Below are 26,699 nucleotides of genomic sequence, written 5' to 3'. Positions count from 1 at the left end.
CATGGTTGCCATGTCGACCCCGACCTCACACGCCAAAACCATCACACGCGACGACGTTGCCCGGATGGCAGGCGTCAGCAGTGCCGTCGTCAGTTACGTTGTCAACGGCGGTCCCCGGGCGGTTTCCCCGGGGAACGAGGCCAAGGTTCGGCAGGCAATCAGGGCGCTGGGCTACCGGCCCAACGCGGCAGCCAGGGCACTCGCGTTGGGTTCCAGTGAGATGCTCGCCATGATCATCCCCGATGCCATGAATCCATTTTTCGCCTCGCTCTCCCGCGCGGTCGAAAACGCCGCGGCCGAGCGGGGTTACACCCTCCTGCTGGCGGACTCCCAGGCTTCGCTGCGCACCGAGCGCCGCCTTGTCAAGAACTTCGCCTCCCGGAGGGTGGACGGACTGTTCCTCTGGAGCGAACTGTCCGATCCCGATCTCATGGACTTTGAACAGGCCGACATTCCCGTCGTGCTCCTGAACCACAGCACCGACCTCGCCACCTCTGGCAGCCCCGCGATCCTGAAACACGGCGCGGGGGACCCCGGCGCCAACTCCGTGGGCGTGGCCTTCCGGGACGGAGCGCGTTTGGCGGTCGAGCACCTCATCGGCCACGGCCACGAACGCATCGGGCTGGTCATGGGCACGAACCCCGGCGGCGACGTCGACTCCCGCGAGGTCGGATGGCGCCAGGGCATCCAGGACGCCGGCCTGACGGCTGGCCCGATCATCCGGGTCCCGTTCACCCGCGAGGGTGGGTACCGTGCCGGGCAGGAACTGTTGGCCGCCAGCGACCGACCAACCGCGGTCTTCGTCAGCTCCGACCAGCAGGCTGTTGCTCTGCTCTGCGCCCTCCAAGAGGGCGGCCTGCGCATACCGGAAGACCTCGCGGTGTTCGCCTTCGACGGATCACCCGAATCCGAATACACCTGGCCCCGGCTCAGCACCGTCGCCCAGCCCATAAACGATCTGGCGCATGCCGCCCTGGAAGCGCTCCTGGCGGCGCCCGGAAAAGAACCTCTGACCCATATCTTCCCCGCCGAACTCGTACTTCGCACTTCCTGCGGCTGCCACTGACACACACAGCCTTCCAGGCTGAACTGCAGGCGACAACCTGCCCGTGACGGGCCGGGATCAGTCGCCGCGGCTGCCACCTACCGCGGCGTGCTCCATCGATCAACCACTAAGGCACCCACACCATGAATGCCATTGCCGCGCGCGAGTCCGACACCTTCAGGCCCGCTATCCATTACACGGCCACAAACACCTGGCTGAACGACCCGAACGGACTCGTCTACCACGAGGGCATTTTTCATCTCTATTACCAGAGCAACCCCTTCGGGAATGTGTGGGGCAACATGTCCTGGGGCCACGCCACCTCGGTGGACCTGATCAACTGGGACGAGCAGCCCGTGGCTATTCTCTGCGACGCCGAAGAGGACATCTTCTCCGGCAGCATCGTCATCGACCAGGACAACTCCAGCGGCCTTGGCAATGGACAGACGGCCCCACTGGTGGCAATTTACACGAGCGCCTACAAAGACAGTTCAGTCCGCCGGGGCACACAAGCCCAGTCCCTGGCCTGGAGCTCCGATGGGGGCTACACCTGGACGAAGTACCAGGGCAACCCCGTCCTCGACAGGAACTCTGCAGACTTCCGCGATCCGAAGGTGTTCCGCTACGACGGACCCACGGGCAGTTATTGGGTCATGCTGGCTGTTGAAGCCAACGAGTACACAGTGGTCATCTATAGCTCCGACAACCTTCGGGACTGGCACCACCTCAGCAGTTTCGGCCCCGCCAACGCCACCGGCGGCGTCTGGGAGTGCCCTGACCTTTTCCCCTTGCCCCTGGACGGCGACGCTGAGCAGACCAAGTGGGTTCTCACGGTGAATATCAACCCCGGTGGGCCCAATGGCGGGTCAGGGGGCCAATACTTCGTCGGCAACTTCGACGGCGTCGCCTTCACCTCCGAAACAACCGTCACCGACGGCAGCAGCCAAACGGCCGAGCTAGACACCTACCAATGGCTGGATTGGGGACGCGACTACTACGCGGCCGTGTCTTTTCACAACGCACCAGAGGGTCGCCGTCTCATGGTCGGTTGGATGAACAACTGGCAATACGGGGCCGCCATCCCGACCTGGCCGTGGCGCAGTCCCATGTCACTGGTACGGGAAATATCCCTCGTGACAGACCAGGGCCAGCCCCGACTGTCCCAAGAGGCCGCCGCCGAGTATCGAACCGACAACTCACTCTCGGTGAACACCTGGTCTGCTCTTTTATTGGATGAAGGAACCCGCACCCTGGACGAGGGGGCACCGGTAGAGATAATCGAGGTGACCCTCATCCCGGAATCCGCAGAGGAATTCGGACTCATCATTCGAGGGAACGGCACCGAGGGAACACGCATCGGCATCCGCCCCGCCGCGAACCGGCTCATCATGGACCGGACACGCTCCGGCAACACGGAATTCCATGACGCCTTTGCTTCCATCGACACAGCCCCACTCAAACCGGCCCCAGACGGGTCGTACACTCTCACCCTCTTCATCGACTACTGCTCAGTGGAAGTATTCGCCCAAGGCGGCCAGGTCACCATGACCGGCCTCATATTTCCCGGCCCGGACAGCACCCGTCTGTCGTTCTACGCCAGCGGGGGGACCGCGGCCGCCCCCTGCCTGAAAGTGACGCGACTCGTGGAGCCAGCCGTGCGAATCGCAGAGCCACTGGTCCTGAGCCGGCAGTTCTACGTGGAAATGTCCTCGATCCACACGCCGTACCCGAGCTTAACTGTGGGGTTGCCGCGTGGAATCGCCATGCGCAATCCGAGATATTACGTGGCGTGGCGACGTACCTACGCGACAGGGAATCTTGCTTCCTGGCCGGTCGGGCAGGGGCTGCCCCGCTGGCCGCTGCTGTTGCGAGGCTTGTCTATGGATATTGAGCAGTGGTGGCCGAGGCTGAGTGCGGCAACACGTGAGTGGCTGGTGGCGAACAATGGCGACGTAGTTCCTTCAGCCGTTGTGAGCGAGATCACCGACGCTGGGGGGTGGCCCCGTCGAAGGCGCTTGGTGGGTCGGGAAATCCCAGGCCAATGAGATTTCTCTCTCCGATGCGGCGATCGGCTGGATTGAGGAGGTGGCAAACGGTGAGCATTAGTAGTTCCGCCCGCACCGGTCTCAAACGATACTGACGTAGCAGCAACTGCGCCTCTTTTCGGACCGGTCATTAGGGATGTCAGTGTCCTGCATCCAGGAGACCCGCAAGGGCAAACCGACGGGCAAGGAGCGATCGATAGGCCATACAGTTCCGCACCAATGCCGCCGCAACGCGCCGTGGCCTACATCTTGATTGCGCGGGAACGAAGTGATGGAATTTGACCAGCTGATGTCCTAGATAGCTCTAGTTTTTTGGCACGCTGCCATGAGGGCACCACAGCGGCAGGTGTTGTTGGCCTTCGGTAGGGCCATTCGACCACCTGCGCCATGGGTTGAGATTCGCTGCCGTTGTGGGCTCGAGAGCTATTGGAGGTCGCGTGGGGCGCGGTAGGCGAACTGCTTGTCGGCGTCTTGGATTTTGCGGATGATTCGGGCAGGTGAGCCAGCTACGACGACGCCGGCCGGGACGTTGGCCGTGACGATGCTGCCTGCGCCCACGATTGAGCCGGCGCCGATAGTGATGCCTGGAAGGATGATCGCGCCGGAGCCGATCCAGACATCGTTCTCGATATGCACGGGTGCGGAAAACTGGGATCCGTCGCGGCGGAGTTCGGGATGCACAGGATGTCCCGTGGTGGTTATGGTCACGTTAGGTGCGAACATCACGCGGTCACCGATGTAAATGTCGACGTCGTCGACCAGAGTGAGGTTGAAGTTCGCGTACACCGTGTGGCCGAGGTGCACGTGGTTGCCGTATGCGACGCGGAGGGGTGGTTCGACCCACACGTTCTCACCCATACTGCCGAACAGTTCGTGCAAGATGCGTTGACGTCCGTCCTCGTCGCGGGCGCGGGTTGCGTTGAAGTCGTCGGCGAGGTCCTTGCCGCGAAGTCGCTCTTCGGTCAGGTGTTCCAGACCGGGGCCGGCGTCGGTGTAGAGCTCGTGCTGGTCCATCCGGTTGCGGACGTCGCGTTCGCGGGGGTCCATTGTCTGGTCCTCGGTTGCCTTGGTGTTTTCACTCATTGGTTGTTTCTCTCTTTTTCCGGGTTGGTTTGGTGGGGTTTGTCTCGTCGGGATTTGAACGGAGAAAGCGCTCAGAATGGCGTTGGCATTCGGGGCATTCCGAAAACGTGTGGATGGCCGTTGGGTCGAGCGTCTGAGTCTTTCTTCCGGGGAAGGCGACCGCGAAGGCGATTACCGCTAGACCCGCGATGGGTACGAGCAATAGACCTGATCGAAGCGACCACGTATCGGCAACGGCTCCGACTATGAGCGGTGAGATGAGAAAGCCCACGCGCGATAGCCAGCTGACGAGCGTGAGGCCTGTGCCGGGGCGCAGTCCGGGGATTTCGTCGGCGGCGTGCATGGCGCCGGGGATCAATGTGGCGACTCCGAATCCGGCGAGCCCGAACCCGATGATCGTGAGGAGCACGCTGGGGTGGGCGAGGGCGGATCCCATACCGACGAGCACCATGAGCCCGCCCGTTCGGGCCACTGCGCGTTGACCGAATCTGTCGACCATACGATCGCCGACGAGGCGGGCGATGACCTGCATGCTTTGCAGAGCGATAAAGCCGAGACCGGCTGCGAACGCGGTCGCGCCGAGGCTGCCCGAGAGGTAGATGGCCGACCATGATGACCCGGCCTCCTCGACGATCGCGCCGCCGGCGGCAATTGCGACAAGAGCAAGCAGAATCCCGTACCGCGCGAAAAGTGTTGTACGACGTGGTGGAGCGCGGTACGGGCTCTTCTCGACCGCTGCAACCGGCGCACGTTCTGCCAGGGCGTCCGGCTCTGGCCCCGGCAGGAGCAGGCGGGTCGAGCCCAACGCCGCGAGCCCCAAAATGACTGCGGCCACAGTGATGTGCAATCCGAGCGGAACACGAAGAGTGGCAGCAGCAGCACCTATGACGCCACCCGCCACGGCGCCGATGGACCACACCGCATGGAACGAGTTGATGATGGATCGGCCGTAGAAACGCTGAACACGCAATCCGTGCGAGTTCGCCGAGACGTCGGTGAGCGAGTCCATGGCCCCGGCGATGAAGAAAGCCAGCGCGAGCACCACCCATTGGGTTGCGAAACCGGCCAGGATGAGTGCCGCTGCGGCAACCAGTGACGATCCGATAGCCACTCTCGACGAACGGAACCGGCGGACCAGGATGCCTGCACTAAGCCCCGAGATGAGTGCGCCCAGCGGGTGCGCGGCGACGGCTGCCCCGATGAGCACGTTGCTCAGTCCGAGATCGTCTTTGACCTCGGGATAGCGCGGCAGCAGGTTGGAAAACATGGCGCCATTGACGAAGAACAGCACCGCGACGCCGATTCGCGCCCGTAGAGCTTCGCGCGCCGGACGGGATCGAGTCGTCTCGGGAATCCACATGGTGACAAGCCTCTTCCTGATCGATCGACCAACCGTGAACGTTCACGGGAACGTTCACGGCGAGGTTAGCAGTACGGTTGGAGCATGGCAAATATGAGCTCACCCGTCACCATCCTGGACGTGGCTCGTCTTGCCGGCGTCTCTCGTCAGACAGTGACCCGAGCACTCAACGGCCTTCCCGACATCAGCGCCGCAACGCGCGAACGCGTGATCGCGGCTGCCCGCGAGTTGAACTACCGTCCCAATCGCGCCGCTCAAAGCCTGGTCCGGGGGAGGGAGATCACGATCGGATTGGTCGTGGAAGACCTTCGTAACCCGTTCTATCCCGAGCTTGCGTCGGCACTTAGCCGCATAGCCTCCGAACGCGACTGGAGCGTCATCCTGTCAGACATCGGCGACGACGTAGAAAGGGCACGGTCGCGACTCGAGTCCCTGGTGGACCGCGTGGACGCGCTCGTACTGACGGGCTGCCGCACGGATACCGTTGACATGCTCCCCGACGACGCGATCCGCGGAAAAGCCCACGGCGTCCCGCTGGTCATGCTCGACGGATCCGCGAACGATCGGGTCGACGCATACGTGGAGATCGACTACGACGCAGGCGTCGGCGCGGCTCTCGACCACCTGACAGCCACCGGACATCGGCAGATCGCCATGATCGATTCCAGCCACATCGCCTCGCCCCGACAGAAGTCGTACCGTCAGTACTTGCGCGAACACGGACTACCGTGGACTGAGAAATCTGAGTTCCGTAACGACGAATCCCACGACGGGGGCACGCGAGCGGCTCGTGAGCTCATAGAGAGTTTTCCCAGTGCCGATGCCGTGCTGGTGTACAACGACGTCATGGCGATTGGGGCGCTTAAAGAGTTTGCACGATCCGGCATCTCCGTGCCCGGCGACATCGCCGTTATCGGAACTGACGGGTTGGCCGTCGGCGCCCTCGTCACCCCCGAGCTCACGAGTCTCGCAATCGACAAAACCGCACTTGCACAGCACGCGATCGATCTGGTCGATAACATCCTCTCCGGCCGCGCACCCGCAGGTAAACGCGAACGTCGAAGCACGGCTCTCACACTTATCGTTCGCGACTCCGCCTGAGACAGCGGGTTGACCCACCAGGTGGGACTACTCGAGAAAGCCAGCCTGATCCTGTCTCCGTACGGTTGACGACGAGTGAGGTGTCACACTCGCCATCACCTATGCGGGGCGCTCGGTGTTGGCCGACGTCTTCCCGGGGTACATCGAGGTGCTCATGGCCCCGTTCTGCGCCCCACTCGGCCACCAGGACGTGGGAGCCCTCGCCGAGTCGCTGAACGTGGCGCGCGATCACCTACACGCGGCGCCACTCCGGTCGGCGGCCCCACGACGCCGCAAGTCCAACTGGCCCTCGGGAGCTGAAGTTACGCCTCATTCTTTGGTGTGAAGTTTGATGCCGATGGTGATCACGTCGGGGTCTATCGTGTGCGTATGTTGGAGAACAACGTCACGAATGATCTCATTCGCGAGAGAATCCGCGCTTGTGAACGAGCGTGTGACGAGTTGGTCGTTGTGAGTGAGAATTGCGCCGACGCGTGCCTGGCACTCAACGGTGATGGAGACATCACGACGTGTTTTCTTGCGGATCTGAATTGCGTTGAGATCGCTTTGGTGACGTCCAGGGTGTTGTCGTGGACGACGAGTGAGAATCGAGCGGCAGCGATCGCTGTTCTGGATGCGTGTATGGAGTTGTGCATGTTGTCAGCTGCCGTGTGCGAGCGGATGGCCCAGCTTTATGATCCCTGGGTCACTTGCACCGCTGCATGTCACCGTCTGAGCAACACCTGCATGGACCTCCTCGTGGTGTTGGAAATCGAGCGCTGAGCCGGTTACTCACGTGTTGAGGTTTGGGTCCAGGCGGCTTCCGCGGGAGTGGTTGTCTGCAGGGATCTGCGGGGAGGTACTTGGAGTACCTCCCCTTTTCGATCACATTCCGGCGCAGTGCTTACACAGTGGCCAGCTGTTGGCACCAGGTGCGCGCAGCTGGCCGCTCTACCCCCCCCCCGCGACCGCGACGGCCGAGGCGCTCACCGCATGGCCCGCTATCGGGCTGTCAACGGAATGCTGGCCCCTGGCTCGCTCTGGTGGTCGAGCGCTGCCTAACCTGCAGACGAACCACCTCCGGCGAGCCCTTCGGGCCTGGGACCGCTACGTGGACGCCTATTTCCATATTTCGTCCGTCTGGCGGGTCATCGTAGTTCGCTTGCGTGCCCCAGACAGGCAAAAAAAACAGTTAATGCAGAGAGAGAACCCAATGACCAACACCACCCGTAAACGTCGGCACCATCGAGCACATCGACCCGAATTTTATCGTTGTAGAAGCCAACGTGCGCACCGAAGCGCAGCTGGGCCGCGAGTTTGTGGCCAGGATCAATGCAAACGGCGTCTTGACGCCGATCCTCGCCCGCCGCCACACCCAGGGCACCGACACTGGCTCCAAGGCCCGAACCGCCAGCGGCACCACCTTGCCCGCGGACAAGCGACCCGCCCGAGGATCCACCGTTCCAAACGGGCGGGTCGCCTGAGACGACTCGGAAATACGGCTCGGATCAGCGTTCGATCAGGCCCCGTGCGGCCGGGGCCAACGCCTCTGTGCGACGATTACCGCGCGATCGTGAATGCGGGGCTGACCCCCGCTGCGAGGGTCCCCGACGTTGCGGTGAGCGTGAAGGTCCCACTCGAATTCGTTTTGCAGCCGGCGAACGTCGCCACACCGGACACCGCCGCGCGAGGGTTGCTGGTACACGTGAGCGTGGCCCCTGCCGGGGTCGTCAGCCTGACGGTGACCGCGGCCGAACTCGCAACAACGTTGCCGCTTGAATCCTGGATGCTCACGCTCGGCTGGGTACCCCACACCTGGTTCACCGAGCCGCCGGACGGCGAGGCTGAGAAAACCACTTTGCTGGCCGCACCGGGCGTGATCGTGAATGCGGGACTCACTGCTGTCAGGGTACCGGCGGTCGCGGTGAGCGTGTACGTGCCGGCCTTGTCGACGCTGCAGCCCGCGAAGATGAATGCCAAACCGAAGGTCGCCGACACCGGGTTCGTCGTGCAGCGCAGCGTCGCTCCGGCGGCAGTGGTCAGGGCGAGGCCGGCCTGCCCGGTCGCGGTGACCGTGTTGCCACCGGCGTCCTGCAGCATCACCGCAGGAGAGTTGGAGAACGTGGTTCCCGAGGTCGTCGATCCGGGTGAAGACACGAAGACCAGCCGGGCGGCGGGCCCAGTGGCCACCGTGAAGCTTGTGCTTGTGGCGGCAGTGAGGCCGCCGGACACCGCCCGCAGCGTGTAGGTGCCCGCGCGGTCGACTGCGCAACCGGCGAATGCGGCCACCCCGGAAACCGGTGAGACTGGGTTCGTCGTGCAGGTCAGTACCGCCCCATTGGCATTGACGAGGCTCAGGGTCACCCCGGTGGTGCTGGTCGCGGTGTTGCCGCCGGCATCCTGCACCACGACGGTGGGCTGGCCGGAGAAGGCCACACCGCCGGTCGACCCACTGGGGTTGGCGCTGAAGGCGAGTTTTGTTGCGGGGCCGGGGGTGATGGTGACGCTGCCGCTGACCGCCGGGGTCAGCACGCCGGATGTGGCGGTCAGGGTGTAGCTGCCTGCCGTGTTGATCTTGCACCCCGAGAACGTGGCGATTCCGGACACTGCCGCCCTGGGGTTTGTGACACACGACAACGTGGCCCCCGCAGCGGTCGTGAGCTTCAGGGTCACGGCGGCGGTGCTTGCGACGGTGTTTCCGCCGGCGTCCTGGATCGCGACCTTCGGTTGGGTATCGAACGCGGTGTTGTACCCGGTCGTGGATGGCACGGACGTGAAGGCCAGTTTCGCGGCGGGGCCGACCGTGACGGTGAAGCTCGCGCTCACGGCCGCCGCGAGGGTTCCCGAGCTGGCGGTCAGGGTGTAGGTGCCCGCCCGCCCGATGGAGCAGCCGGCAAAAGCGACGGTGCCGGTGCCCGTGGCCGGATTCGCGTTGCAGGCGAGGCTGGCGCCCGCCGGTGTGGTGATCGCCAGGGTGACCGGCGCGGCTGTGGCGACGGGGTTGCCGCCGGCATCCTGGACGGCGACCACCGGTTGGGTGCCGAACGCGATCCCGCCCGTTGCGCCGGCTGGGCTGGTGGTGAAGACCAGACGGGCGGCGGGACCGGCGCTGATCACGACCGATCCGCTCACGGCCGCGGTGAGCCCGGCTGCGGTCGCGGCCAGGGTGTAGTTCCCTGGTTTGGTGATCTTGCAGCCGGCGAAGGTCGCGGTCCCGGCCACGGCGGTCCGGGGGTTGGTCGTGCAGGTGAGGCTGGCACCTGCGGCGTTGGTCAGGCCCAGGGTGACGGCGGCGGTGCTGCTCACGGTGTTCCCGCCGGCGTCCTGGATCGCCAGCACGGGCTGGACGGCGAAGGCGGTGTCCACGCCTGTGGAACCCGGTTGGGCCGTGTAGGCCAGCTTCGCGGCCGGGCCCGTCGTGATGGTGAAGGTGGTGCTGCGGGCGGTGGGCAATGCGCCGGAACGTGCGGTGAGTGTGTACGTGCCGGCCCGGTCGATGCGGCAGCCGGCGAACGTCGCGCGGCCGGAGACGGCCGCAACCGGATTGGCCGCGCAGGCGAGGGTCGCCCCAGCCGGATTGGTCAGGGTCAGGGCCACACTGGCGGTGCTCGAGGTGGTTTCCCCTTCGGCGTTCTGGATGGACACGACGGGTTGGCGGGCCCAGGTGACGCCGCCCGTTGAGCCCGAGGGTGCGGTCGTGAAGGCCAGTTGGGTCGCCGGGCCTGCAGTCTCCCAGGAACTGCCGGCCATGGTGGTGGTGGCACTAAAAGCAGCGGTCGCCTCGGTGGGCGGTGCGGCCACGGCGGTGGCGGCGATCAGCGTGGCGACGACGCTCAGGGCGACTAGTTCCGCCGGAGGCACCCGCGGCCCGCGCCCCCCGCGAGACGGTCTGAGGTGACCTCGGCGTGGCCGGCGCGGGTGAGCGGCGCCGTCCAGGGCGACGATGACGACGGCCGCTGCGGTTGCCACCAGCCAGATGGCGAGGGGCGTGATGGCCGTCGTGGTCAGCCAGAAGGCGGGGAGCCCGATCCAGGGGATCAGGAGTTGCGCCTGGCTGATGATGTCGGTCCGGTCCAGGGGAGAGCTGTCCACGCTCGCGTTCGCGTCGCCCGCCGTGATCAGCGAACCGTCCTCGTTCGCGCCGATCACCCTGTGCAGCACGGTGCCGACCGTGGCAGACCCGGCCGGGGCGGGGAAGCTCACGACCCGCCCGAGGGGCGGCGGGGTGTCGGCCTCCATGGTCTCGGAGAGCACGATGTCGCCGGTGCTGATCAGCGGTTCCATGGACCCGCTCTGCACGATCGACCCGGTCAGGCCGGTGAGCATTGGCAGGGTGGCGCAGGCGCCCAGGGCAAGCATCAAGACCAGGTAGGCCCTCGACAGGGTGGCAATCGTCAGGAATCCCCAACCGCCGCGTGCGGCGCGGGGCTGGGGGCCGACTGTGCTGTCGGTGGATCCGCTGTCGAGGGACACTGATACCTGATCTGTCGGGGAACTACCTGGCGGTGATTACCCGAGCTAGTTGCTGTTCTGCAGCTCCCAGACCAGGTCGATGCTGGTTGATGCTCCCTGCAGCGCGTCGATCTCCAGCTGGGTCAGGCCGCTCGCGTCGAAGGTCCAGGTGCCCTTGTAGGTCTTGGACTCGCCGCTCGCGTTTCCGGTGGTCGTCCATGGGCTGCCGCCGGTGGCGTAGTCGTTGTTTACCGTGGATAGTGTGGCCAATGACGCGGCCGGCAGAACCGGGACCGAGTTGGCGACGAAGCCTGTGCAGTCGGCGAAACTTCCGCCGGTGCCCTGTTCGATCTTCAGGTCGATGTACTTCTCCAGGCCCTGCGCCGACGGCGATAGGTTCTGCACGTAAGCCTTGACGACCCCGGGGACAGACGACGAAGCCGTGACAACGATGCACTTCGCCCCCGTCTGGCCCGGGGTGACATTGCTGACCTGGAAACCGGCGGTGCCGTTGTCGTCGTCGGTGAGGGCCACGCTGCCGGTGCTCCAGCTGTTGCCGGGGTTCCGTGTCGACGATGAGAACGCGGCGTTCGAGGCTTGGAACACCATCGCACCGGCGAGCAGGATGGCGGCCGGGCCGACGCCCACGGTCACGATGCGCCGGGCGAGGGGAGTGGGTTTACGCATGGCGAAGGTCCTTTGGATTGGTGCAAACGGGAGCCCAGAATGAAGGTCGCAAGCGCGACCCAATCGAAACGCTGAGTTGTCCTAGCCGAGAAAAACCCCCGGTAGACCTTAAGATTCGGTTGCCCCCCGCATCAAGCATGCGGTACGGCGCCACCTAACACAAGGCATATTTGAAGTATTTTCAAATGAGGTTGGGGCCGGGCGGACGAACAGCCGATCCCGGGCCCCCGGACCATACCGGTGCCCCTCCGGGTGTCTGACCGAGCGTCCAACCCAGTCCAGATCAGCGACCCAAAGCCAGCGATCGTTGGCCAGGAGAGTGCAACTTTTCTCCTCTGTCACACCGCACCAGGGCCAGCCGTTGGGTGCTTCCACCGATACTGACTCGACGGGCGTAGAGGGGTGATGCGGTCGGCGCGAGTGCTCGAAACGACAAAACCGCAGAATGCGGCCGTCGTTCCAACACCCATCAGGTAGCGACACGCGCGTTTGTGCTTAGCCTTATGAGGAATGAGGTGAGGTGCACCGATGTCGACGAAATCCAGTTCGATCTCGGCGAGGGACCGTGTTGGGATGCCGTCGCGACACGGCGTCCCATCCTCGAACCGGACCTCGGCAGCACCAGCACCGCCTGGCCGGCCTTCTCAGCAGCGATCCAGGCAGAAAACATCGGTGCGCTCTTCGCCTTCCCCCTCGTCTTCGGGCCTCTCGAGATCGGCGCGATCGATCTGTATTCCATCAACCCGGTCGTGCTCACTCTCGACCAGCAGCAGCAAACACTCACCCTGTCCGCGACGATCAGCCGAATAGTCCTCGGCCATGCCATGCAGACCGCTGAGACGACGACCGACGCGTCGTCATTCTCGAGGCGTATGGTCCACCAGGCGACAGGGATGGTTATGGCCCAACTGGGCATCTCCGCCGCGGACGCGTATCTGATTATCCAAGCTAGAGCCTTTGGGGAGGAACAGTCGATGCAGGATGTCGGCAAAGACGTCGTCGAACGCCGTATTCGTTTCACTCAGGTCTCTGACCGCCTGGAGGACACTCCGTGAACGACGTCACTCGCACCGAGCAGCTTTTTGAAGTATTTGCCACCCTCGCCGACAGTCTCGTCGCCGGCTACGACGTCCTCGACCTGATGCAGACATTGGTGGAGAACTGCCACGACCTCCTCGACGTTGACTCCGCCGGCATCCTTCTGCTCAGCAGTGAGAACGCGCTGGAAGTCGTCGCCTCTACCAGCGAGGCGAATGCCCTCGTGGAGATTATGCAGCTCGACGCCAACGCGGGGCCCTGCATGGAGTGCTTCCGCACCCGCACAGTCGTCTCCCTACCCGACATCGACGTCGGCTCCGACCGCTGGCCTGACTTCTGCAACACGGCCCGAGCCCAGGGCATCCTCTCCGTCTATGCCATTCCGCTGCGGCTGCGCGATGCCACCATCGGAACTCTGAACCTGATGCGCAATGAACGTGGCGAACTGAACCAGCACGACATCCGCGCCGCCCAGGCCCTCGCCGACGTCGCCACCATCGGCGTTCTGCAGCAACGCACCATCCGCGATACTCGGCCATCCGCGACCAACTCCAGACCGCTCTCTCCAGCCGCATCGTCATCGAGCAAGCTAAAGGTATCGTCGCCGAGACCTCACAACCGTCGATGGACGACGCATTCCAACGGATCCGCCAGTACGCACGAACCCACCAGGCAACACTGAGCAGCGTCGCGCAACGACTCGTCGAAGGCGACCTTCGCGTCTAAGACGATCCGGGCCGCACGAAGCGATCCATCGCAGTCAGCTCGCCAGACAACATCCAGCTCGCGCTGCGTTGGCTCTCGTCGTCCGCGAACGAGATGCCCGGTCGACGACGTCCCGGCGCAACCTCCTCCAATGAAGGACCCACCGCTGCCATCCCCGTCACTTGATGAATGCTGACATGACGCTACGCTGCCTGAGCCTTATCGACCCCGAATTCCACATTGCCCGTCAACTTCAATTTATCCACCATCACCTCCCCTGAAAATTGACTAGGAAATCGAGTGCTGTGGATATTTCGCACCCGTCAACGGTCACAAGTCACCCCATCCGGCATATAAGCAGGCCGTACACGAGCTGGCCCAAACCAGTCAGGGACGCCAGAGAAGGCGCCGGGACCGCAGCTGCGCTGCCCGGCCGGCGTCTTGTCACCGGCATTTGCTGGTCCCGCGAGCCGGCTCGGAGCCCAGACAGCGACCTGCCGGCGCACAAGAGACTTTTGCCTCTTACGGCCCGCCGTCCCCCTATTTCACGGTCCACAGTGTGCAAGTGCCCGCTATCAATCCCCAGTGGCTTGGGGCCTCAGCCGATCCGCAGCCAGTTTCCAGCGCCTTGTAGTCTTCGTCGAGAGGGCATCAACAGCCGATCAACCCGTCTCGTTGCCGTGGGCCAGCAGGCCAGTCGGCGCCCGCCCCGCGGTCCGGCCCGCCCGCTGGCTCACACGCGCGCGGCAGTTTTGGGGGAGCGCCCTCCTGACAGGCACAGGGCCTTGCCCCGTGCCTCGGGAGTAGTCTGGCGTCGACTCGCCGCTGCGCGTCACTCAGCAGAGGATCCCCATGCGGAAACTGCAGGACACCAAGCCCATCTGGCACGCGCTGATCTGGATCGCGATATACATTCTCGCGGTCAACATCGGCGACCTACTTGGTGAAGTACTCCAGTTCCCTGAACTCACGAGCATCGTGCTCGTCGCCCTGTCGATCATACTGATCGTCTACCTGCGCAGGAGCGGCCGACTTGCTTTCTACGGCATCCGGTCGGTGCAGCCGGGCACGCTGCCCCTCACGCTCTGGTATGTTCCGCTCTTCGCGATTACCTTCGTGCAATACGCGAAGGGCTTCGCGCCGGGGCTTGACCTGACAACGATCGTTTTCGCCATTCTGCTTGTGACCGCGGTCGGATTCATCGAGGAGCTGCTGTTTCGCGGCTTCCTGCTCGAGGCCTTGCGCACACGGGGCAATCTCACCCGCGCGATCCTCATCTCGGGGATCACCTTCGGCATGGGCCATATCGTCAATCTCCTTCGCGGGTATTCGCTCCCCGACCAGGCGGTGCAGCTCGTAGCGGCCGTCCTCATCGGAATCGCCCTCGCGTATTGCGTCGTGCTGACGGGGAGCATCCTGCCTGGTGTTGTCTTCCACGCGCTGTTCAACCTCAGCGGCACGCTCACCATCCATTCCGCGGTGTGGGATTCAGTGGCCGTCGGCGCCATCGCGATCATAATGATCGGATTCATCGTCCTACTGCACAAGCGACTCGAGAAGGTGCGCTCTGCACCGCTAGAAAGCGCCGTTGGATCCCATCGAGGCGCCTAACGACAATCGTCGATGATTCAGGGGGAGGGGTTACCGTGTCGATAGCCGGCACGGGACCTCGACCGCGGCACCCACTTCGGCGACGCGTTGTGGGGCGACGCTGTCACTCCGATTGGCTGACCGACGGTTGCGCGGTTTCCCCCGGGGCAGGGTTACGCATCAACGCTTCGATGTGCGCCCGGTTCGCGAGCAGAGTCATAACAGCGGGACACGCGGGCCACATCTGCAAGCTAGCGATGCCGGGCGGAGCCGCGCGGAACATGATTAGGCCTGTTCCAGGCTGGAGGTTGTGGATGGTGTCTGTAGGCATGATCGGGACGCGACGTATAGCAGCACTGTGGCGACTGGTTGGATGGTCAATTTAATCAACGGGCTCTTTTGCTCCTGAACGTATGAGTCCACGCTCAACGCAAGGTTGTGGCAGGTCCAGGTCGTTCGGGGGCTGTGTGGGTTGCGGTCTATGGTTTGGGGCGCTCCCAGCTGCGCGGCAAACTCGTTTGTGAGAGCGTCGTATCCTCTCGAAAGTGGTGGGCCGTCGGTCGTGGTATCCAGGAGGTAAACGCTGAGTCCGATCCCGCGCGGGGGACAGGCCGTCCAGGCACCCCACACATCCAGCGCAGGGCAGCGCCACCGTGCGACTCGAACGGTGCGTTCCCTGTTGCGGTGCTCGAGCAACACGTTGCAGGAGTGCTTCTCGAGCAGAGCGACAGCGTCGTGTTCAAGGACTGGCCACGTGTCCGAGAGGAGTGAGGCGACCAAGTCGAAGACTTGGCGTGGAGTTGCCGTGGCCGTCATGGCTCGACGCCGGTTGGGACGATGTGGCTGTGTAGCTTCATGAGCACCCCCACGCGCAAGCGAACCCCCTGCGCACTCGCGCTTGGTCGTAGTTGACACCCTCAGAAGGAGCCCTGTCAACTCCTCGGACTGTCCGACGCTTGGGCGGTTGGGCCAGCAGGCCTGCAGAAAACAGCATTGACATCGACGTTCGACGGATGAGTCGCCGACGCAACCGACTACAACCCATCGTGGGGATGGGGTGCTGGGTCAATGATCTCCACCCTCCACGGTCTACGCCTGCGGGTTCCCGCCCTGGTGAAGGGGGATCGCCTGTAGGCGAAAACCCACAAGGAGCGCCTCAAAGCCCTTCCGTTACCCGAGGGTGATGACAGCGTCAAATATGCGCTCGGCCTCTTCAATAACGATGGCTGGATCAGACACAATGACATCTTGCCTGGGTGCAACCGCCATGGTCTATCTCCCAGAGCGGGAACACCACGATGGCGGTTCTCATCTGCATCGACATCGTCGGAATCGAAGGCCTCGCGCGTGCTTTTATGACACACATCAGCAAACTGATCAATCCCGACCGCGATTACGGCTGAGCTCTCTCGTTCGGTCGGAGAAAAACGAGCCTGGTCGCAAAACTCGGTGCGTTGACAAGCAGCCGGGGCCCGTCTGAATAGAAGTGACGATTACTTCGCCTAGTACCGCGCCTGGGTTGATTTGGACGGGAAGGCGCACGAACCTGCGTCCTCGTCGGAGGTTGGGCCGGGCTGACGTCTTGTAAAGCTGTAGTTTCTTGCGACGCTCACCTCGGGCGCACGACGTCTGGCCATTCGGCCCGATATCGAACCGTCAGTCAATCGCCACGACTCATCGCCATCACTCTCTATGGCCGACGATCTATTCAAGAGCGCTCACGAGGGCAAGGCGTCGTGCAGGGTTCAGGAGCACGTAGGGGAGTTCGCGGGTCGTTGTGCCCTCAGGCGGTTCGGGAAGCGGCAGTGGCAACTCGAGGAAATCGGCGTCGTAACCGTCGGGGAGACATGTCGCAGCGTCCATGTCGACAGCTAAGCAGCCGCTACCCACATCCACCCGTCTGAAAGATGTCGCACAACTAACCGTGAGCACTGAAATTCCGGTCAAAGGTTTTGCGACGTAGTTATGAGACCCGGCCTGCCGCGAGATTCAGGCATTTTCAGAGGAAATCCAGGTCAGGGCGATGCGACGTCTTGTATCCGTAGGGTTTCGAGACAGTTGAGCATGCCGGCCTCAGCGGACGGCGATCCAACGCGCCCGGCTCATGTCCAATGCGCTGAACGTGTCCAACGGCTATGGCAAGTCGTCCGCTCCGCACCTCAGCGCTCTAAGCATCATCAGATTCCAGCACCATGGTGCGATACGCCTGCACGCGGCGCCGGTATTCCTCTCGGCTGATTAGGGGCTCGCCTGCGGCCCGAACAATGAGGTTGGTGGACGGGTCAACCAGCTCTAGCTGGGGGTACCCAAAACGACTGGTCGTGTAACCCGCCGCGGTCTCCGCTTTCAAAGCCCGTTTCACGAAGTGCGTGCACGCGACTCCACCAACAAGACATGCTGCCAGGATCGCGGCTAGCGTTGCCACGACGGGGTTGTCAAACGTGGATTGGGTCACCAAAATCGCGACCATCACCGCGATTGTCGACGCTACGGTCAGCGCCGCGGAAAGGACGGTGAGGTACGCCGTCCGGATCAGGGAGGGGCCCGGAACCCTTTCGCGGAGGCGCATCGGGACGGGATCGATCATTGCATCCACCTTTGATATTCGCTGCCTGCTCTCGGAGCGCCCCCGAGTGTATCTGGCCACGGACCGCAGTGTCTCGTAACGCGGGCGCCTCATATCCCATGCGATACGAGACGCAGGAGATCGCTTGTTCAAGCGACGAGAGGCGACTTTTCGCGCATCTGGCCCTGTCTCGCATCTGTAGGGCTTCGAGACAGAGTTCGAACAGCTCCACCGGATAGATCGTGCTCGACGGTGCCAAGTAGGGGCGACAGACCTACATATCCGCCGGCTCGAGGACTAATGTCCTCGAGCCGGCGGATATGTAGGTCTCTATCGATCGAGCATCTCTCGCACCGCGTAGGTAACGTCTATCCAATACGTCGCGGACGGCGCCGATGCCGGCTCTTGGTCCGTGCTCATCCGCGTCTTTCTAGCCCTGCGGGGACCGCACGGTGAACGGACCGGTGGGAGCTTGATCAACAACCGTGGTTTCCAAAGTCACGTTTCCACTCGTGCCGGCCGGTACGAATTGGCGATCAATGAGTTGAACGCTTCTGGTCCCGATAATCAGCCCTGTGGCTGGGTCGATGATGAGCTGGTGGGACTCCGAGTCAGAGTTGGTCTTGCGGCCGATGGCTACGCCGGTACGGCCGTCGACGGTCACTTCACCCTCCGCGACATACACTCCGGGTATCCGGGCAAGGGCCTCATACATTGCTGCGCGCAGTTCGGCCGGCACGACACCCGTCGATAGGTGGTCACAGATGTCAACGAAGGCTTGTTCGTCTCGCGGGTTTCCTCCGGTGAGGTTGTTGTAGACGAAATCCAGTAGTTCGGTGGGATCAGTGGGCATGGATGCCATCTCCGGGTACGACCGGTCAGATCCGGCGAAGATACCGGCTGGACCCTCATAGAACTTCGCGTCACCGCGTCCCGGCGTACTCCAGAAATCGTCGATCTCCGCTTGTGCCTCCGCGGCATCACCGAAGATCTCGCCAGCGGGGAGCCATTGGATCTCTTCAATCCAGGTGCCGGACCGGTCGTAAGGGATATACATTGCGCTACGACGGTTGTCGATATAACCGGAATTGTTGCCTCTACCCAGGGCACCCTCGGTGCGTTGGGTCATGAGGTATTGGCCTGGGCCGACCACGGGGTCGGCTGTGACTATGGTCGCGGCTGCGGCTGAACGGAGCACTTCCGCAGCCGTCGCGGGTGCGACGTTCGGGCTGAAGAGGTTGGCTCCCAGCAGGGCAACGGTGATCGCTGCTGCTGCCACGGCCATGGCGCCTGCCCATCGTCGCCGCGTCGTCTTCTTGGCAGCGTTGCGTGTGACCGGAGTAACCAGGTTGATTGATGGAGCGAGCTCGTCGGCGTCGATTCGTTCGAACAGATCCTGCTTCATTCGGGTGAAAGCCTCGTCGTTCGGCAGGAGGTCGCTGTGCAGGTCAGTTGACTTGTTCATGAGGTTCCTTCCTCCAGGTGCAGTTCGTGGCGCAGTTGTGTGCGTGATCGGGCGAGCCGGTTTCGCACCGTGGCGTGAGTGATGCCGAGTTTGATCGCGGCCTGTTCGTACGTAAGGCGGTCGACCAGGCACAGGTGCACAATGCTCTGCTCGAGCGGGCCTAGATCGGCGATGATTTCTTCGAGCCGTTCGGTGAGCTGGCGTTCGGCGGCGATCGTTTCGGCGCTTGCCGAGGAATGGGTATCCACGTCGTCGTTGAGCGAGATCGTCGCCTCACGGAAACGTGCTCGTTGGTGATTCATCGCTTGGTATCGGGCGGTCGCGATCAACCACGGCAAGGCTGATCCGTCGGTGAATCGCACCGTCGCCCGCTTCTTCCACAGCGTGAAGAACGTGTCTGAGGAGACTTCCTCAGCGTCGGCCGGGTTTCGCGTGGCCGTAATGGCGACGGCGTAGACGACTCGGCTATGCCGGTCGTGGAGGGTGCCGAAGGCTCGCCGGTCACCGTCAACGCTCTGCTGTAGAAGCTTCTCGTCTGTCACAGGCCCCGACGAGATGTCCGTCACGACCGCTGTTTGCATCTTTTTCTCACGCTGTCCCCCCGAAAATTTGTGGTCTTTCCAAAGAATGTCAGGAACGTTCGATTCGTCTCCAAAATTGCAGCGCGCTCGAATCTCCCCCGCAAGCGGGGCACGCATGACTCGAGGACTGGATACCCCCAGAACTGGGCGGAACGGCGACCCACCCCTTCTGGGTAGTTCGGCGGGAATAGGCTCAGAAATCGATCTGGGGGCCCACCATGCACGCAACCCCAGTCTCTATCCCCAGATTGAATCGCACCGGCCGCTCACGCATCAGTTATCCAAGTCGAAGAAACCCGGCTGCGGTCATCGTGGGCATTGTGGCCCTCATCATCTCCCTCGCTGCTTCTTGGATTCCCTCGTATTGGAGTGATGAAGTCGCGACGCTTCGGGCCTCCCGACTGAGTTGGCACGAGCTTTTCGCATTTGTCGAGCACAAAGACGCGGTGCACGCCGCTTACTACTCCCTCGTGAAACTCTGGGTTGGAGCGTTCGGTGAGTCCGAGTTGGCCACGCGGTCGCTATCTGCGATCGCCGTAGCGGCGGCCGCTGCTGGGCTGGTAGTCCTGGTCGCGTCGGCCACGAGCGTAAGAATGGCTGTCGTGGCAGGCCTGATCTTTGCGGTCCTGCCGCGGACAACATCCATGGGCAGTGAAGCTCGCTCATTCGCACTGAGCGCCGCGGTTGCAGTGTGGATCACCGTCATCCTCCTGGTCGCTGCGCGCACCAAGAGCTGGCGATGGTGGGCAGCGTACTCGGCGCTCGGCGCCGCCGGAACCTACCTCTTTTTGTATTCCGTGCTCATCTTCGCCGCCCACCTCGTCTACTTGCTGCTGCATCAACGCGTGCGGAGCATTCTCGTACCCTGGCTCATCGCCGCTTCCGCTGCCGCCGCGACCGCGCTTCCCATCCTGCTCATGAGCGTCACCCAAAAGGACCAGATCGCGTGGCTAGCTGACCAACCCGTCGTCAACGCGTGGACCATCCTGGTAGAGCCAGCGTTCGACAGTTCCTGGCTCGTTGCGGCAACAGCGTGGTGCGCACTGCTGCTACTGGCCTATCGGGCTCAAAAGAAAGCGCCAGGTCCACAGCGTGGCCTCTTTCGGCTTGCCGGGGTGTGGTTCATCGTGCCGCCGGTGCTTCTGCTCACCGCCGATGCCCTCATCGGCCCGCTGTACACCGCCCGGTATCTCTCCTTCACCGTCCCGGCAATCGCTATTCTTCTGGCGATTGCTTGCACCATGCCGGCGCGATCAATCGTGGCCTGGATCCTGGTCGCCGCTCTCGCTCTGGCCAGCGTCCCCACCTACATCGCCCAGCGCGGCCCATTCGCAAAAAACGGAGGTAGCGACCTCTCCCAGATCGCCGACTACATCCGCTCCAACGCCGCCACCGGAGACGGAATTTATCTGCAAGACACCGGCAGCATCACGCTCAGGCCGCGCCAAGCGCTCTACGCCTACCCGGACGCCTTCACCGCCACCGCAGACATCGCGTTCGAGGCACCCTTTACAGCAACGGGCACGTTCTCCGACCGAACACGATCACTCGCCGAAATAGGGCCACAGCTGGTTGGCGTACATCGCATCTGGGTTGTCACCGCAGGATCGCTGGATTCCGACGCAGCCCGAGAAGCAGGAGCTGCGCTTCAACCCATGGGATTCGTCGAAGCCACCACTCACACAACGAATCGTTCCCTCATTACGCTCTACGAAGGCTAACGCCGCCCCAATCGACACCCAGAGCAGCCAATCCTCGACACCGAGCGTTGTGTCTCGCTACCTCACTGCCTCATAACCCATGCGTTGTGCGACACGCAGGGCCCCGTGGACTCCGGTCTCACGAAGGTCGTGCGACAAGTGATCGCCACCAAGAACGGCAACGTCCGTCGCCGGCCAGCGATGCCAGGGTTTCGACTCGTTTCGATTTCGCGTCAGTTAGGCTCCGATGATGGCCCATATCCGTCGCAACTCCGTGATCAGGGGAATTGTGTCCAGCATGCGAGCGCGCATAGTTCAGTTCTATGACCTCTTGGGCAATAGCGTGCAAGCCGCCTTGGACTTGGTCTTCTGGTGGCGCCACTAGCAGGAAGACGAAGTCCCCGGCGGACGCGCACCTGATGGAGGGCCCACCATGGGAGCCAACGTTCAGTCACTTCGGCATCAGTTCGGGAGGTACTCGCAAACTGCGTGCCGCAAAACCCCTCGGTTTCGGCACAGTGAGCTCTACCCCGTCTTCCCGGTCGAGGATCACGGGGACCAGGTTCGTGCGTTCGGCTGATAGTCCAGGACGCCTAGACCCAGCCCGACGCCCATTCGAGCCTTACGCCCGAAGGCCAATGTTTGGACCGGTTCACCACCAGCTCGTGACTCCGATCGAGAGTGTCTCGAAACCTAACGTGTCTTGAATCCCATGCGATACGAGACTGGGTATCGTTTCTCGAGCCACCAAAGGCGGCTCGTGAGACGCGGATAGGGGCGTCGGGGGCGACCGCTTGGGCGGCGAGCAGTGCGAAGGCTATGGTGTCCTGGTGGGCTCCCTAAGTTCGAGTTTGCTGAGCCGCACTGGTCCTCCATCTTCAGGTCTTGTAAGAAAAGGAGTCACCATCAGTAAGCCATCGTCCCCAGGTAAAGGACTAAGAAACTCGTTCTTCGTCTTCGTCGTACTATTTTCAATCTTCATAGCTGGTCGAATCTTTACCGTTGTCGATCGTGCCGACAAGCTAAGTGAGTCGCAGAACGCCATTGCGTTTGTATATTCCGTTGCAGTTATCGCGGGACTAGCTCTCCTAATCTCTTTGTGGATGATCCTCTACGGCGCGCGCCTCAATAGAAGACTGCGCGAGCTCTCGGAAGTAGAACCCAACAGTCTCGTGCTAAGCGTCGACAAGAGGCATGGAACAGGCCTTTGGGAAGCGCTGCTGCAGTTCGGTGCGCCTAGATCGGAAAAGGCATCTATTCTCGCGGTTGTCGCTAACGATCGCGGCTTAGATGTCTATTCGGGACATCGACCAGTGAAGCTGCTCGTGCACATTCCGTGGCAGAACGTGGCGTCAGTAAAGAAAGGAGAGTTCGCATTGGGCGTCCGGTCGATTCCGAGAATCGACATACAGGTAAGCACACCAGATGGCGACCTCAAGCTTCCGATCGTGCCAAACCAATCGGGATGGGGAATCTTCAACTTTTCGAGCCGCGACCGGATCGTGGAATTGGTTCGACTGCTGGCTGAGTTGCGGAGCCGACAGACTCAACAGCTGTGACGGGTTCTGAGCAGTAGAAACTACTGAGAGAACGAGCGCTCGGTGCATGCTCAGTGATCTCCTTTATGCCAGCACGTGGCTCCGGCCGGAGATGTCTCGTAACCGGCGTGTCTCATATCCCATGGGTATCAAGACAACTGGATGCTCGAGCGCGTGCTTAATGCCCCGTCACCGGATGGATTTCGCGTCTTATGGTGGAACCTGCCCGGCTGAGTCGGTAGCGTGTTGCTTGGCCTAGCAGGCCCATCATGTGGTTATTCGACGGGGGAACGATGGATAGCAGCGTTCGAGGTGAGGTCGCCGCCGAATTCTCACAGATCTATTTGTGCGTGGGAGAGGACGGCAAGGTCTTCATCCCCTGGGGGTCGCCGTTGGGCCTAGTGAGAGAGAACGATATCGGTCAGGTGTTGTTGACCACTCTTCGGCAGGTCGGGACAGTTTCCGTCGAGGCGCAAGCCTTTGCGAGCATGCCAGCTTTCGATCCCACTTGGAGCAACGTCGTGGAGTTCTCCATCACAGCAGGGGCCTCGGCCTCGATCGACCCATGGGATCCGGGCGCAACCGGATTCTCCATCCCAATGACACCCGGCATTGCGTACCGTGTGCGCTTCGTCGTTATCGACGGCGAAACTGGGTCACAACAGTTCCGTGACGACCCACAGGCGCTACCGTCCGAGCTTTACCTGATCCAGTTCTGGCCACAGCCGGCCTCGTCAGCAGTCGTGCTCAAGAACGAGTCCCCCTGGGCCCAATTATGGGTATACGGCGCCTTGGCCGGGACAATCATTCCGACTCTCAGCGATGTGCCAGCGCCCGACCGGGCAGCGGCTCTTATCGACCTGGTTTTCGAAGCACATCCCGACACCGCGAGGCGCCTTCGCGATGGCGATGAACGATACCTGCCCGGCATCATTGCCTATCTCAAACAGCTGAAAGTCCAGACGTACCACGACCCCGATTTCTCGTACCTTCGAGACGACCAGCATGCACTCGAGCTACTTGTTGCTCAACGCCTCGCCTCAAAATAGGCCTTGTGAGTCGATGGCCGAAGTCAGACGGGGTGTCCCGTAACCGGCATGTCTCAGAACCCATGCAATATGAGGCGGGTGGGTTTTGAGACAGCCTGCGGTCGCGCGTTGCAGCTGGCTCCTACGAGCGCCCAATTCAAGCCCACATCCCTGGGTGCGATCGACGCCATGAGCGGAATAGACGAATCATCAAAGGGCCCGGACTGGCTCATCGATCTGAGCGGTCCCATTCGTCAGCCCATGAGAGATCCACGGCTGGACAACGCTCGGGCGGCGCTCATCGAGATGCAGCCGCAATTGATCGCTCTGGACGCAGCCGCGAAGCAGGTGGAGACAGCCCTCCGAGACTGCGCAGACAACGGAATGACTACCGACGAAATTGCGGTCCAGATTTCTCTGCCGATGGACGTCGTCAAACGCGTACTGAACGGCGGGTCCTTGCTGGGGTCGGACTACAGCTAGTACGTCTCGTATCCCATGGGTATCGAGTCACTTCGGATGCGAGACACTGCGCTGGATGATGAAGTCGAGTGACCGCCGGAGGTCACACCACTCACGGGGACGTAACCGGCGTCTCGCGCTCGCATATTTTGAGGTCCTTCGCGCTGACGTTCATGGATCAGAGATCTCTCGAACTCCGCGAACGCTCCCATGAGTGTTGGACCCCCATGGATAATGGCGATGAAGATCCTGTTGTGTCTGAGCGCTAGGAAGAGCCATTGCCCCTAAGGAGAAGAATCCCCGTTCGACGTGCCGCTCTCGTTGCGCTCGTTGGATTCGGGTTGCTTGCGGTGGTCTGTATCCAGCTTTATCGGGCCAGCTACAACACTCTTGAGTACAACTGCATTGTCGGGAACTCGTCGAGGCCGCCGAGCGCTTCAATCGCGGAGAACGCGCTGATCTCCGCAGATTGGTCAGTCGTTCCCCTAGGTCGTAAGTGTTTGTGGGAAACGGCGTCGGGGGCGACGGTTTTGCAGCCGCCTGGTTGGGGCCTGACGGCCTTGGCGGGTGTTGGTCTCGGCTTTGTGGCGACAGCTCCGCTCATCCTTCTGAAGAAGAAGAACGATCAGTAACGCCTCCCCAGTCGTCGGTTGAGTCGGGGAGACGCCGCCGGAGCAAATCGGTTGCGCCCCGTCGGCGGTTGTGTCTCGTATCTCATTGGTTGTGAGACTCTACAGGCGGCGATGAAGAGTGAACCGGCGGTCAGCCGGCAGTTCCTTCCCGCGCATGGTGACCACGGCGTCACCCAAGTCGGCGATGGCTACGAAACCTGGCGGCTGCTGGTGCCGAACTCGAAGAGCGAAGCCGACTCCATCGACAACGATCTGAGTGAACTCCCACTCCGACCAATCCACGACACTGGCCTCCTCGGCAATCTCTTCCATTCGGGTGGCCAGCGAGTCTCGCGGGTAGGTCTGGTCGAGCATGACAAGAAGGGCTTCCCTAACCGCCAGCTCCGCCATAGTTCGTGCGTCATCGACGACCCCTGTGACCTGCCCAGCGTCGTTCATCCTCTGACCGGTGCGCTCCATAGTGCGAATGATGAAAGCAGACGGCCCAACGTCCGCTCCGACACGTATTGAGATGTCCGTGCCGGGCGTCGAACCCGCGTCCCAGGCGATCGGGACAGATGGATCGGTGGGGCTCAAGAGAATCATTTCTGGCCGCCTTCGTCGGTGATGTGCTTCGCAACACGTCGAGTGTCAGTGGCTCAGGATTCACCTGAACGTGCGTCGGTCGCAAGCCCCTCGACACCGTAACTCTCGAAGTGAGGTGTCTCGAAACCCAAGTGCCTCGTTTCCCATGGGATATGAGCCACATCATCTACGAGATCACGGCGCGCACCCGCAGCGCGCTGAGTGGGTGAAGCCAGGACCGCAATAGGGTGGGCGGATGAACTGTAACGGTGTTGTTGGCGGGGCGACATGAGCAGGACGCCGTGAGTCCGAGGGGCAGCGCGATACTGAGTCTGAGTGTCGGCTTTGTTGCATCCGTTTTTGCGGGGAGTGGCTCTCTGCTGAACCTGGTGCGTGAGGACCTGCATTTCCAGTGCGGTTTTCACCAGATGGGCAGCGACGATCCTGGCTCGTTCTATTGCGCAGACGGCATCAGTTACATCGGAGTTGGGGTGGCCACGTACGGCGTGTATGGCCTTATTCTGCTGATCGCTCTCGGTGTCGCCATGGCGGACTTGAAGTGGTCGGGGATGCAGTCGCGGCTCTTGGCAGGTATCTCGATTTTGCCCATCGCCATGTTCAGCTGGTCCACCTGGTACGCAACAAGCGCCCGTCCCGTCGATCAGGCGCCGGGTGCAAACTACTGGGTCCAACCCCTTCTCCCCGTGACTGCCGTCTTTGTGACCGCTGTGCTCGTCATCCTGGCAGCCGGGCTGGTTTCTCGACCGAGGTTGCGCACGGCCGGATTCCGAGTGGCAATGGCGTTGCTCGTCGCGGCTGTGCTCGTTCAGCCTGGCAGTCTCTCGGCCGCCGCTGTCGCCCTTGGGATATTAGCTGCAGCAGCGTGTCTTGAGCGGCGAGTGCCAGACGAGGTCGAACCCCCCACTGTCACGTCCGCCAGGAAACCCCTAGTGACATAGACCGCAGCATCCCCTACGTGTCAGGGTTGGGTGAGGCCAGTAGCTCAGAGCAAGTCCGCCGTTTGATGTAGGGCGAGAACCAGGAAGTCCCCGATCATGTCCAGCCCATCGTTGATCGT

22 protein-coding genes and 1 pseudogene are annotated in these 26,699 nt (G+C 62.4%); 14 read left to right on the top strand and 9 right to left on the bottom strand.

The annotated features are described in order from the left end of the window. Position 1: 1 nt before the first annotated feature. Complete coding sequence (locus E3T61_RS05560) at positions 2–1,066, top strand: LacI family DNA-binding transcriptional regulator (protein ID WP_134639914.1); 1,065 nt, start codon at positions 2–4, stop codon at positions 1,064–1,066. Between the two features lie 122 nt (positions 1,067–1,188). Next, positions 1,189–3,090 (top strand): glycoside hydrolase family 32 protein, encoded by a 1,902-nt coding sequence (locus E3T61_RS05555; protein WP_134639913.1) that lies wholly within the window; start codon positions 1,189–1,191, stop codon positions 3,088–3,090. A 423-nt stretch (positions 3,091–3,513) separates the two neighbouring features. On the opposite strand, the gene E3T61_RS05550 is transcribed toward E3T61_RS05555, so the two are convergent. Both E3T61_RS05550 and E3T61_RS05545 read right to left on the bottom strand, forming a co-directional pair. Next, positions 3,514–4,173 carry a sugar O-acetyltransferase gene (locus E3T61_RS05550; protein WP_241992404.1) on the bottom strand — a complete coding sequence of 220 codons (660 nt, stop codon included), beginning with the start codon at positions 4,171–4,173 and terminating at the stop codon, positions 3,514–3,516. After that, a complete protein-coding gene (locus E3T61_RS05545; RefSeq protein WP_134639912.1) occupies positions 4,166–5,533 on the bottom strand; it encodes an MFS transporter in 1,368 nt (455 codons plus the stop codon). The genes E3T61_RS05550 and E3T61_RS05545 overlap by 8 nt, the downstream gene beginning before the upstream one ends. 84 nt (positions 5,534–5,617) lie before the next feature. Between E3T61_RS05545 and E3T61_RS05540 the strand changes: the two genes are divergently transcribed. From E3T61_RS05540 to E3T61_RS05530, 3 genes are all read left to right on the top strand, one after another. Next, positions 5,618–6,634: a LacI family DNA-binding transcriptional regulator gene (locus E3T61_RS05540; RefSeq protein WP_134639911.1), complete on the top strand. Its 1,017-nt coding sequence runs from the start codon at positions 5,618–5,620 to the stop codon at positions 6,632–6,634. 369 nt (positions 6,635–7,003) lie between these two features. Then, a complete protein-coding gene (locus E3T61_RS05535) occupies positions 7,004–7,396 on the top strand; it encodes a four-helix bundle copper-binding protein (protein WP_134639910.1) in 393 nt (130 codons plus the stop codon). Positions 7,397–7,899: 503 nt separating this feature from the next. Continuing rightward, positions 7,900–8,097: a hypothetical protein gene (locus tag E3T61_RS05530; protein ID WP_134639909.1), complete on the top strand. Its 198-nt coding sequence runs from the start codon at positions 7,900–7,902 to the stop codon at positions 8,095–8,097. Between the two features lie 76 nt (positions 8,098–8,173). Here E3T61_RS05530 and E3T61_RS05525 read toward each other — a convergent pair whose 3' ends face one another. Together E3T61_RS05525 and E3T61_RS05520 are read right to left on the bottom strand one after the other, a co-directional pair. After that, complete coding sequence (locus tag E3T61_RS05525; protein ID WP_134639908.1) at positions 8,174–11,086, bottom strand: S24/S26 family peptidase; 2,913 nt, start codon at positions 11,084–11,086, stop codon at positions 8,174–8,176. Positions 11,087–11,131: 45 nt separating this feature from the next. Further along, positions 11,132–11,752 (bottom strand): hypothetical protein, encoded by a 621-nt coding sequence (locus tag E3T61_RS05520; protein ID WP_134639907.1) that lies wholly within the window; start codon positions 11,750–11,752, stop codon positions 11,132–11,134. A 515-nt stretch (positions 11,753–12,267) separates the two neighbouring features. Here E3T61_RS05520 and E3T61_RS05515 point away from each other — a divergent pair. The 4 genes and pseudogenes from E3T61_RS05515 (at position 12,268) to E3T61_RS05505 (ending at position 15,106) form a co-directional block, all read left to right on the top strand. Further along, positions 12,268–12,807: a GAF and ANTAR domain-containing protein gene (locus tag E3T61_RS05515; protein ID WP_166793156.1), complete on the top strand. Its 540-nt coding sequence runs from the start codon at positions 12,268–12,270 to the stop codon at positions 12,805–12,807. 86 nt (positions 12,808–12,893) lie between these two features. Further along, positions 12,894–13,235, top strand: a pseudogene (locus E3T61_RS22270) (GAF domain-containing protein); the annotation flags it as partial. A 92-nt stretch (positions 13,236–13,327) separates the two neighbouring features. Then, positions 13,328–13,516 (top strand): ANTAR domain-containing protein, encoded by a 189-nt coding sequence (locus E3T61_RS22265; RefSeq protein ID WP_338145513.1) that lies wholly within the window; start codon positions 13,328–13,330, stop codon positions 13,514–13,516. Positions 13,517–14,347: 831 nt separating this feature from the next. Next, positions 14,348–15,106, top strand: coding sequence for a CPBP family intramembrane glutamic endopeptidase (locus E3T61_RS05505; protein ID WP_134639905.1), 759 nt, complete (start codon positions 14,348–14,350; stop codon positions 15,104–15,106). 1,683 nt (positions 15,107–16,789) lie between these two features. On the opposite strand, the gene E3T61_RS21855 is transcribed toward E3T61_RS05505, so the two are convergent. From E3T61_RS21855 to E3T61_RS05490, 4 genes are all read right to left on the bottom strand, one after another. Beyond that, a complete protein-coding gene (locus tag E3T61_RS21855) occupies positions 16,790–16,948 on the bottom strand; it encodes a hypothetical protein (protein WP_166793155.1) in 159 nt (52 codons plus the stop codon). A gap of 304 nt (positions 16,949–17,252) precedes the next feature. Beyond that, positions 17,253–17,672 carry a hypothetical protein gene (locus tag E3T61_RS05500; RefSeq protein ID WP_134639904.1) on the bottom strand — a complete coding sequence of 140 codons (420 nt, stop codon included), beginning with the start codon at positions 17,670–17,672 and terminating at the stop codon, positions 17,253–17,255. A 409-nt stretch (positions 17,673–18,081) separates the two neighbouring features. Next, positions 18,082–19,116, bottom strand: a complete 1,035-nt coding sequence (locus E3T61_RS05495; RefSeq protein WP_134639903.1) for a CU044_5270 family protein — start codon at positions 19,114–19,116, stop codon at positions 18,082–18,084. Next, entirely contained in the window at positions 19,113–19,814 is a 702-nt protein-coding gene (locus E3T61_RS05490; protein WP_134639902.1) for an RNA polymerase sigma factor, read from the bottom strand. Before E3T61_RS05490 ends, E3T61_RS05495 begins: the two co-directional genes overlap by 4 nt. Before the next feature lie 203 nt (positions 19,815–20,017). Here E3T61_RS05490 and E3T61_RS05485 point away from each other — a divergent pair, with 203 nt between their 5' ends. From E3T61_RS05485 to E3T61_RS05470, 4 genes are all read left to right on the top strand, one after another. Beyond that, a complete protein-coding gene (locus E3T61_RS05485) occupies positions 20,018–21,418 on the top strand; it encodes a glycosyltransferase family 39 protein (protein WP_166793154.1) in 1,401 nt (466 codons plus the stop codon). A 1,082-nt stretch (positions 21,419–22,500) separates the two neighbouring features. Beyond that, positions 22,501–22,956, top strand: coding sequence for a hypothetical protein (locus tag E3T61_RS21850; protein WP_166793153.1), 456 nt, complete (start codon positions 22,501–22,503; stop codon positions 22,954–22,956). 248 nt (positions 22,957–23,204) lie between these two features. Further along, positions 23,205–23,984, top strand: a complete 780-nt coding sequence (locus tag E3T61_RS05475; RefSeq protein ID WP_134639899.1) for a hypothetical protein — start codon at positions 23,205–23,207, stop codon at positions 23,982–23,984. 168 nt (positions 23,985–24,152) lie between these two features. Next, positions 24,153–24,446, top strand: coding sequence for a hypothetical protein (locus E3T61_RS05470; protein WP_134639898.1), 294 nt, complete (start codon positions 24,153–24,155; stop codon positions 24,444–24,446). A 710-nt stretch (positions 24,447–25,156) separates the two neighbouring features. Here E3T61_RS05470 and E3T61_RS05460 read toward each other — a convergent pair. Continuing rightward, positions 25,157–25,642, bottom strand: coding sequence for a hypothetical protein (locus E3T61_RS05460; RefSeq protein WP_134639897.1), 486 nt, complete (start codon positions 25,640–25,642; stop codon positions 25,157–25,159). A gap of 281 nt (positions 25,643–25,923) precedes the next feature. Between E3T61_RS05460 and E3T61_RS05455 the strand changes: the two genes are divergently transcribed. Continuing rightward, positions 25,924–26,580, top strand: a complete 657-nt coding sequence (locus tag E3T61_RS05455) for a hypothetical protein (RefSeq protein WP_134639896.1) — start codon at positions 25,924–25,926, stop codon at positions 26,578–26,580. Positions 26,581–26,699: the final 119 nt, after the last annotated feature.

Source organism: Cryobacterium lactosi, assembly GCF_004403945.1.
Taxonomy (GTDB): Bacteria; Actinomycetota; Actinomycetes; order Actinomycetales; family Microbacteriaceae; genus Cryobacterium; species Cryobacterium lactosi.
Note: the sequence above shows the minus strand (reverse complement) of the source record. Positions and strands in the feature narration are given on the sequence as shown.

What these genes read in the sequence shown, in the direction of transcription:
- E3T61_RS05560 (WP_134639914.1), top strand. Translation starts at nt 2, where the DNA reads ATGGTTGCCATGTCGACCCCGACCTCACACGCCAAAACCATCACACGC.
- E3T61_RS05555 (WP_134639913.1), top strand. Translation starts at nt 1,189, where the DNA reads ATGAATGCCATTGCCGCGCGCGAGTCCGACACCTTCAGGCCCGCTATC.
- E3T61_RS05550 (WP_241992404.1), bottom strand. Translation starts at nt 4,173, where the DNA reads ATGAGTGAAAACACCAAGGCAACCGAGGACCAGACAATGGACCCCCGC.
- E3T61_RS05545 (WP_134639912.1), bottom strand. Translation starts at nt 5,533, where the DNA reads ATGTGGATTCCCGAGACGACTCGATCCCGTCCGGCGCGCGAAGCTCTA.
- E3T61_RS05540 (WP_134639911.1), top strand. Translation starts at nt 5,618, where the DNA reads ATGGCAAATATGAGCTCACCCGTCACCATCCTGGACGTGGCTCGTCTT.
- E3T61_RS05535 (WP_134639910.1), top strand. Translation starts at nt 7,004, where the DNA reads ATGTTGGAGAACAACGTCACGAATGATCTCATTCGCGAGAGAATCCGC.
- E3T61_RS05520 (WP_134639907.1), bottom strand. Translation starts at nt 11,752, where the DNA reads ATGCGTAAACCCACTCCCCTCGCCCGGCGCATCGTGACCGTGGGCGTC.
- E3T61_RS05505 (WP_134639905.1), top strand. Translation starts at nt 14,348, where the DNA reads ATGCGGAAACTGCAGGACACCAAGCCCATCTGGCACGCGCTGATCTGG.
- E3T61_RS21855 (WP_166793155.1), bottom strand. Translation starts at nt 16,948, where the DNA reads ATGGACGCTGCGACATGTCTCCCCGACGGTTACGACGCCGATTTCCTC.
- E3T61_RS05500 (WP_134639904.1), bottom strand. Translation starts at nt 17,672, where the DNA reads ATGATCGATCCCGTCCCGATGCGCCTCCGCGAAAGGGTTCCGGGCCCC.
- E3T61_RS05495 (WP_134639903.1), bottom strand. Translation starts at nt 19,116, where the DNA reads ATGAACAAGTCAACTGACCTGCACAGCGACCTCCTGCCGAACGACGAG.
- E3T61_RS05490 (WP_134639902.1), bottom strand. Translation starts at nt 19,814, where the DNA reads ATGCGTGCCCCGCTTGCGGGGGAGATTCGAGCGCGCTGCAATTTTGGA.
- E3T61_RS21850 (WP_166793153.1), top strand. Translation starts at nt 22,501, where the DNA reads ATGATCCTCTACGGCGCGCGCCTCAATAGAAGACTGCGCGAGCTCTCG.
- E3T61_RS05475 (WP_134639899.1), top strand. Translation starts at nt 23,205, where the DNA reads ATGTGGTTATTCGACGGGGGAACGATGGATAGCAGCGTTCGAGGTGAG.
- E3T61_RS05470 (WP_134639898.1), top strand. Translation starts at nt 24,153, where the DNA reads ATGAGCGGAATAGACGAATCATCAAAGGGCCCGGACTGGCTCATCGAT.
- E3T61_RS05460 (WP_134639897.1), bottom strand. Translation starts at nt 25,642, where the DNA reads ATGATTCTCTTGAGCCCCACCGATCCATCTGTCCCGATCGCCTGGGAC.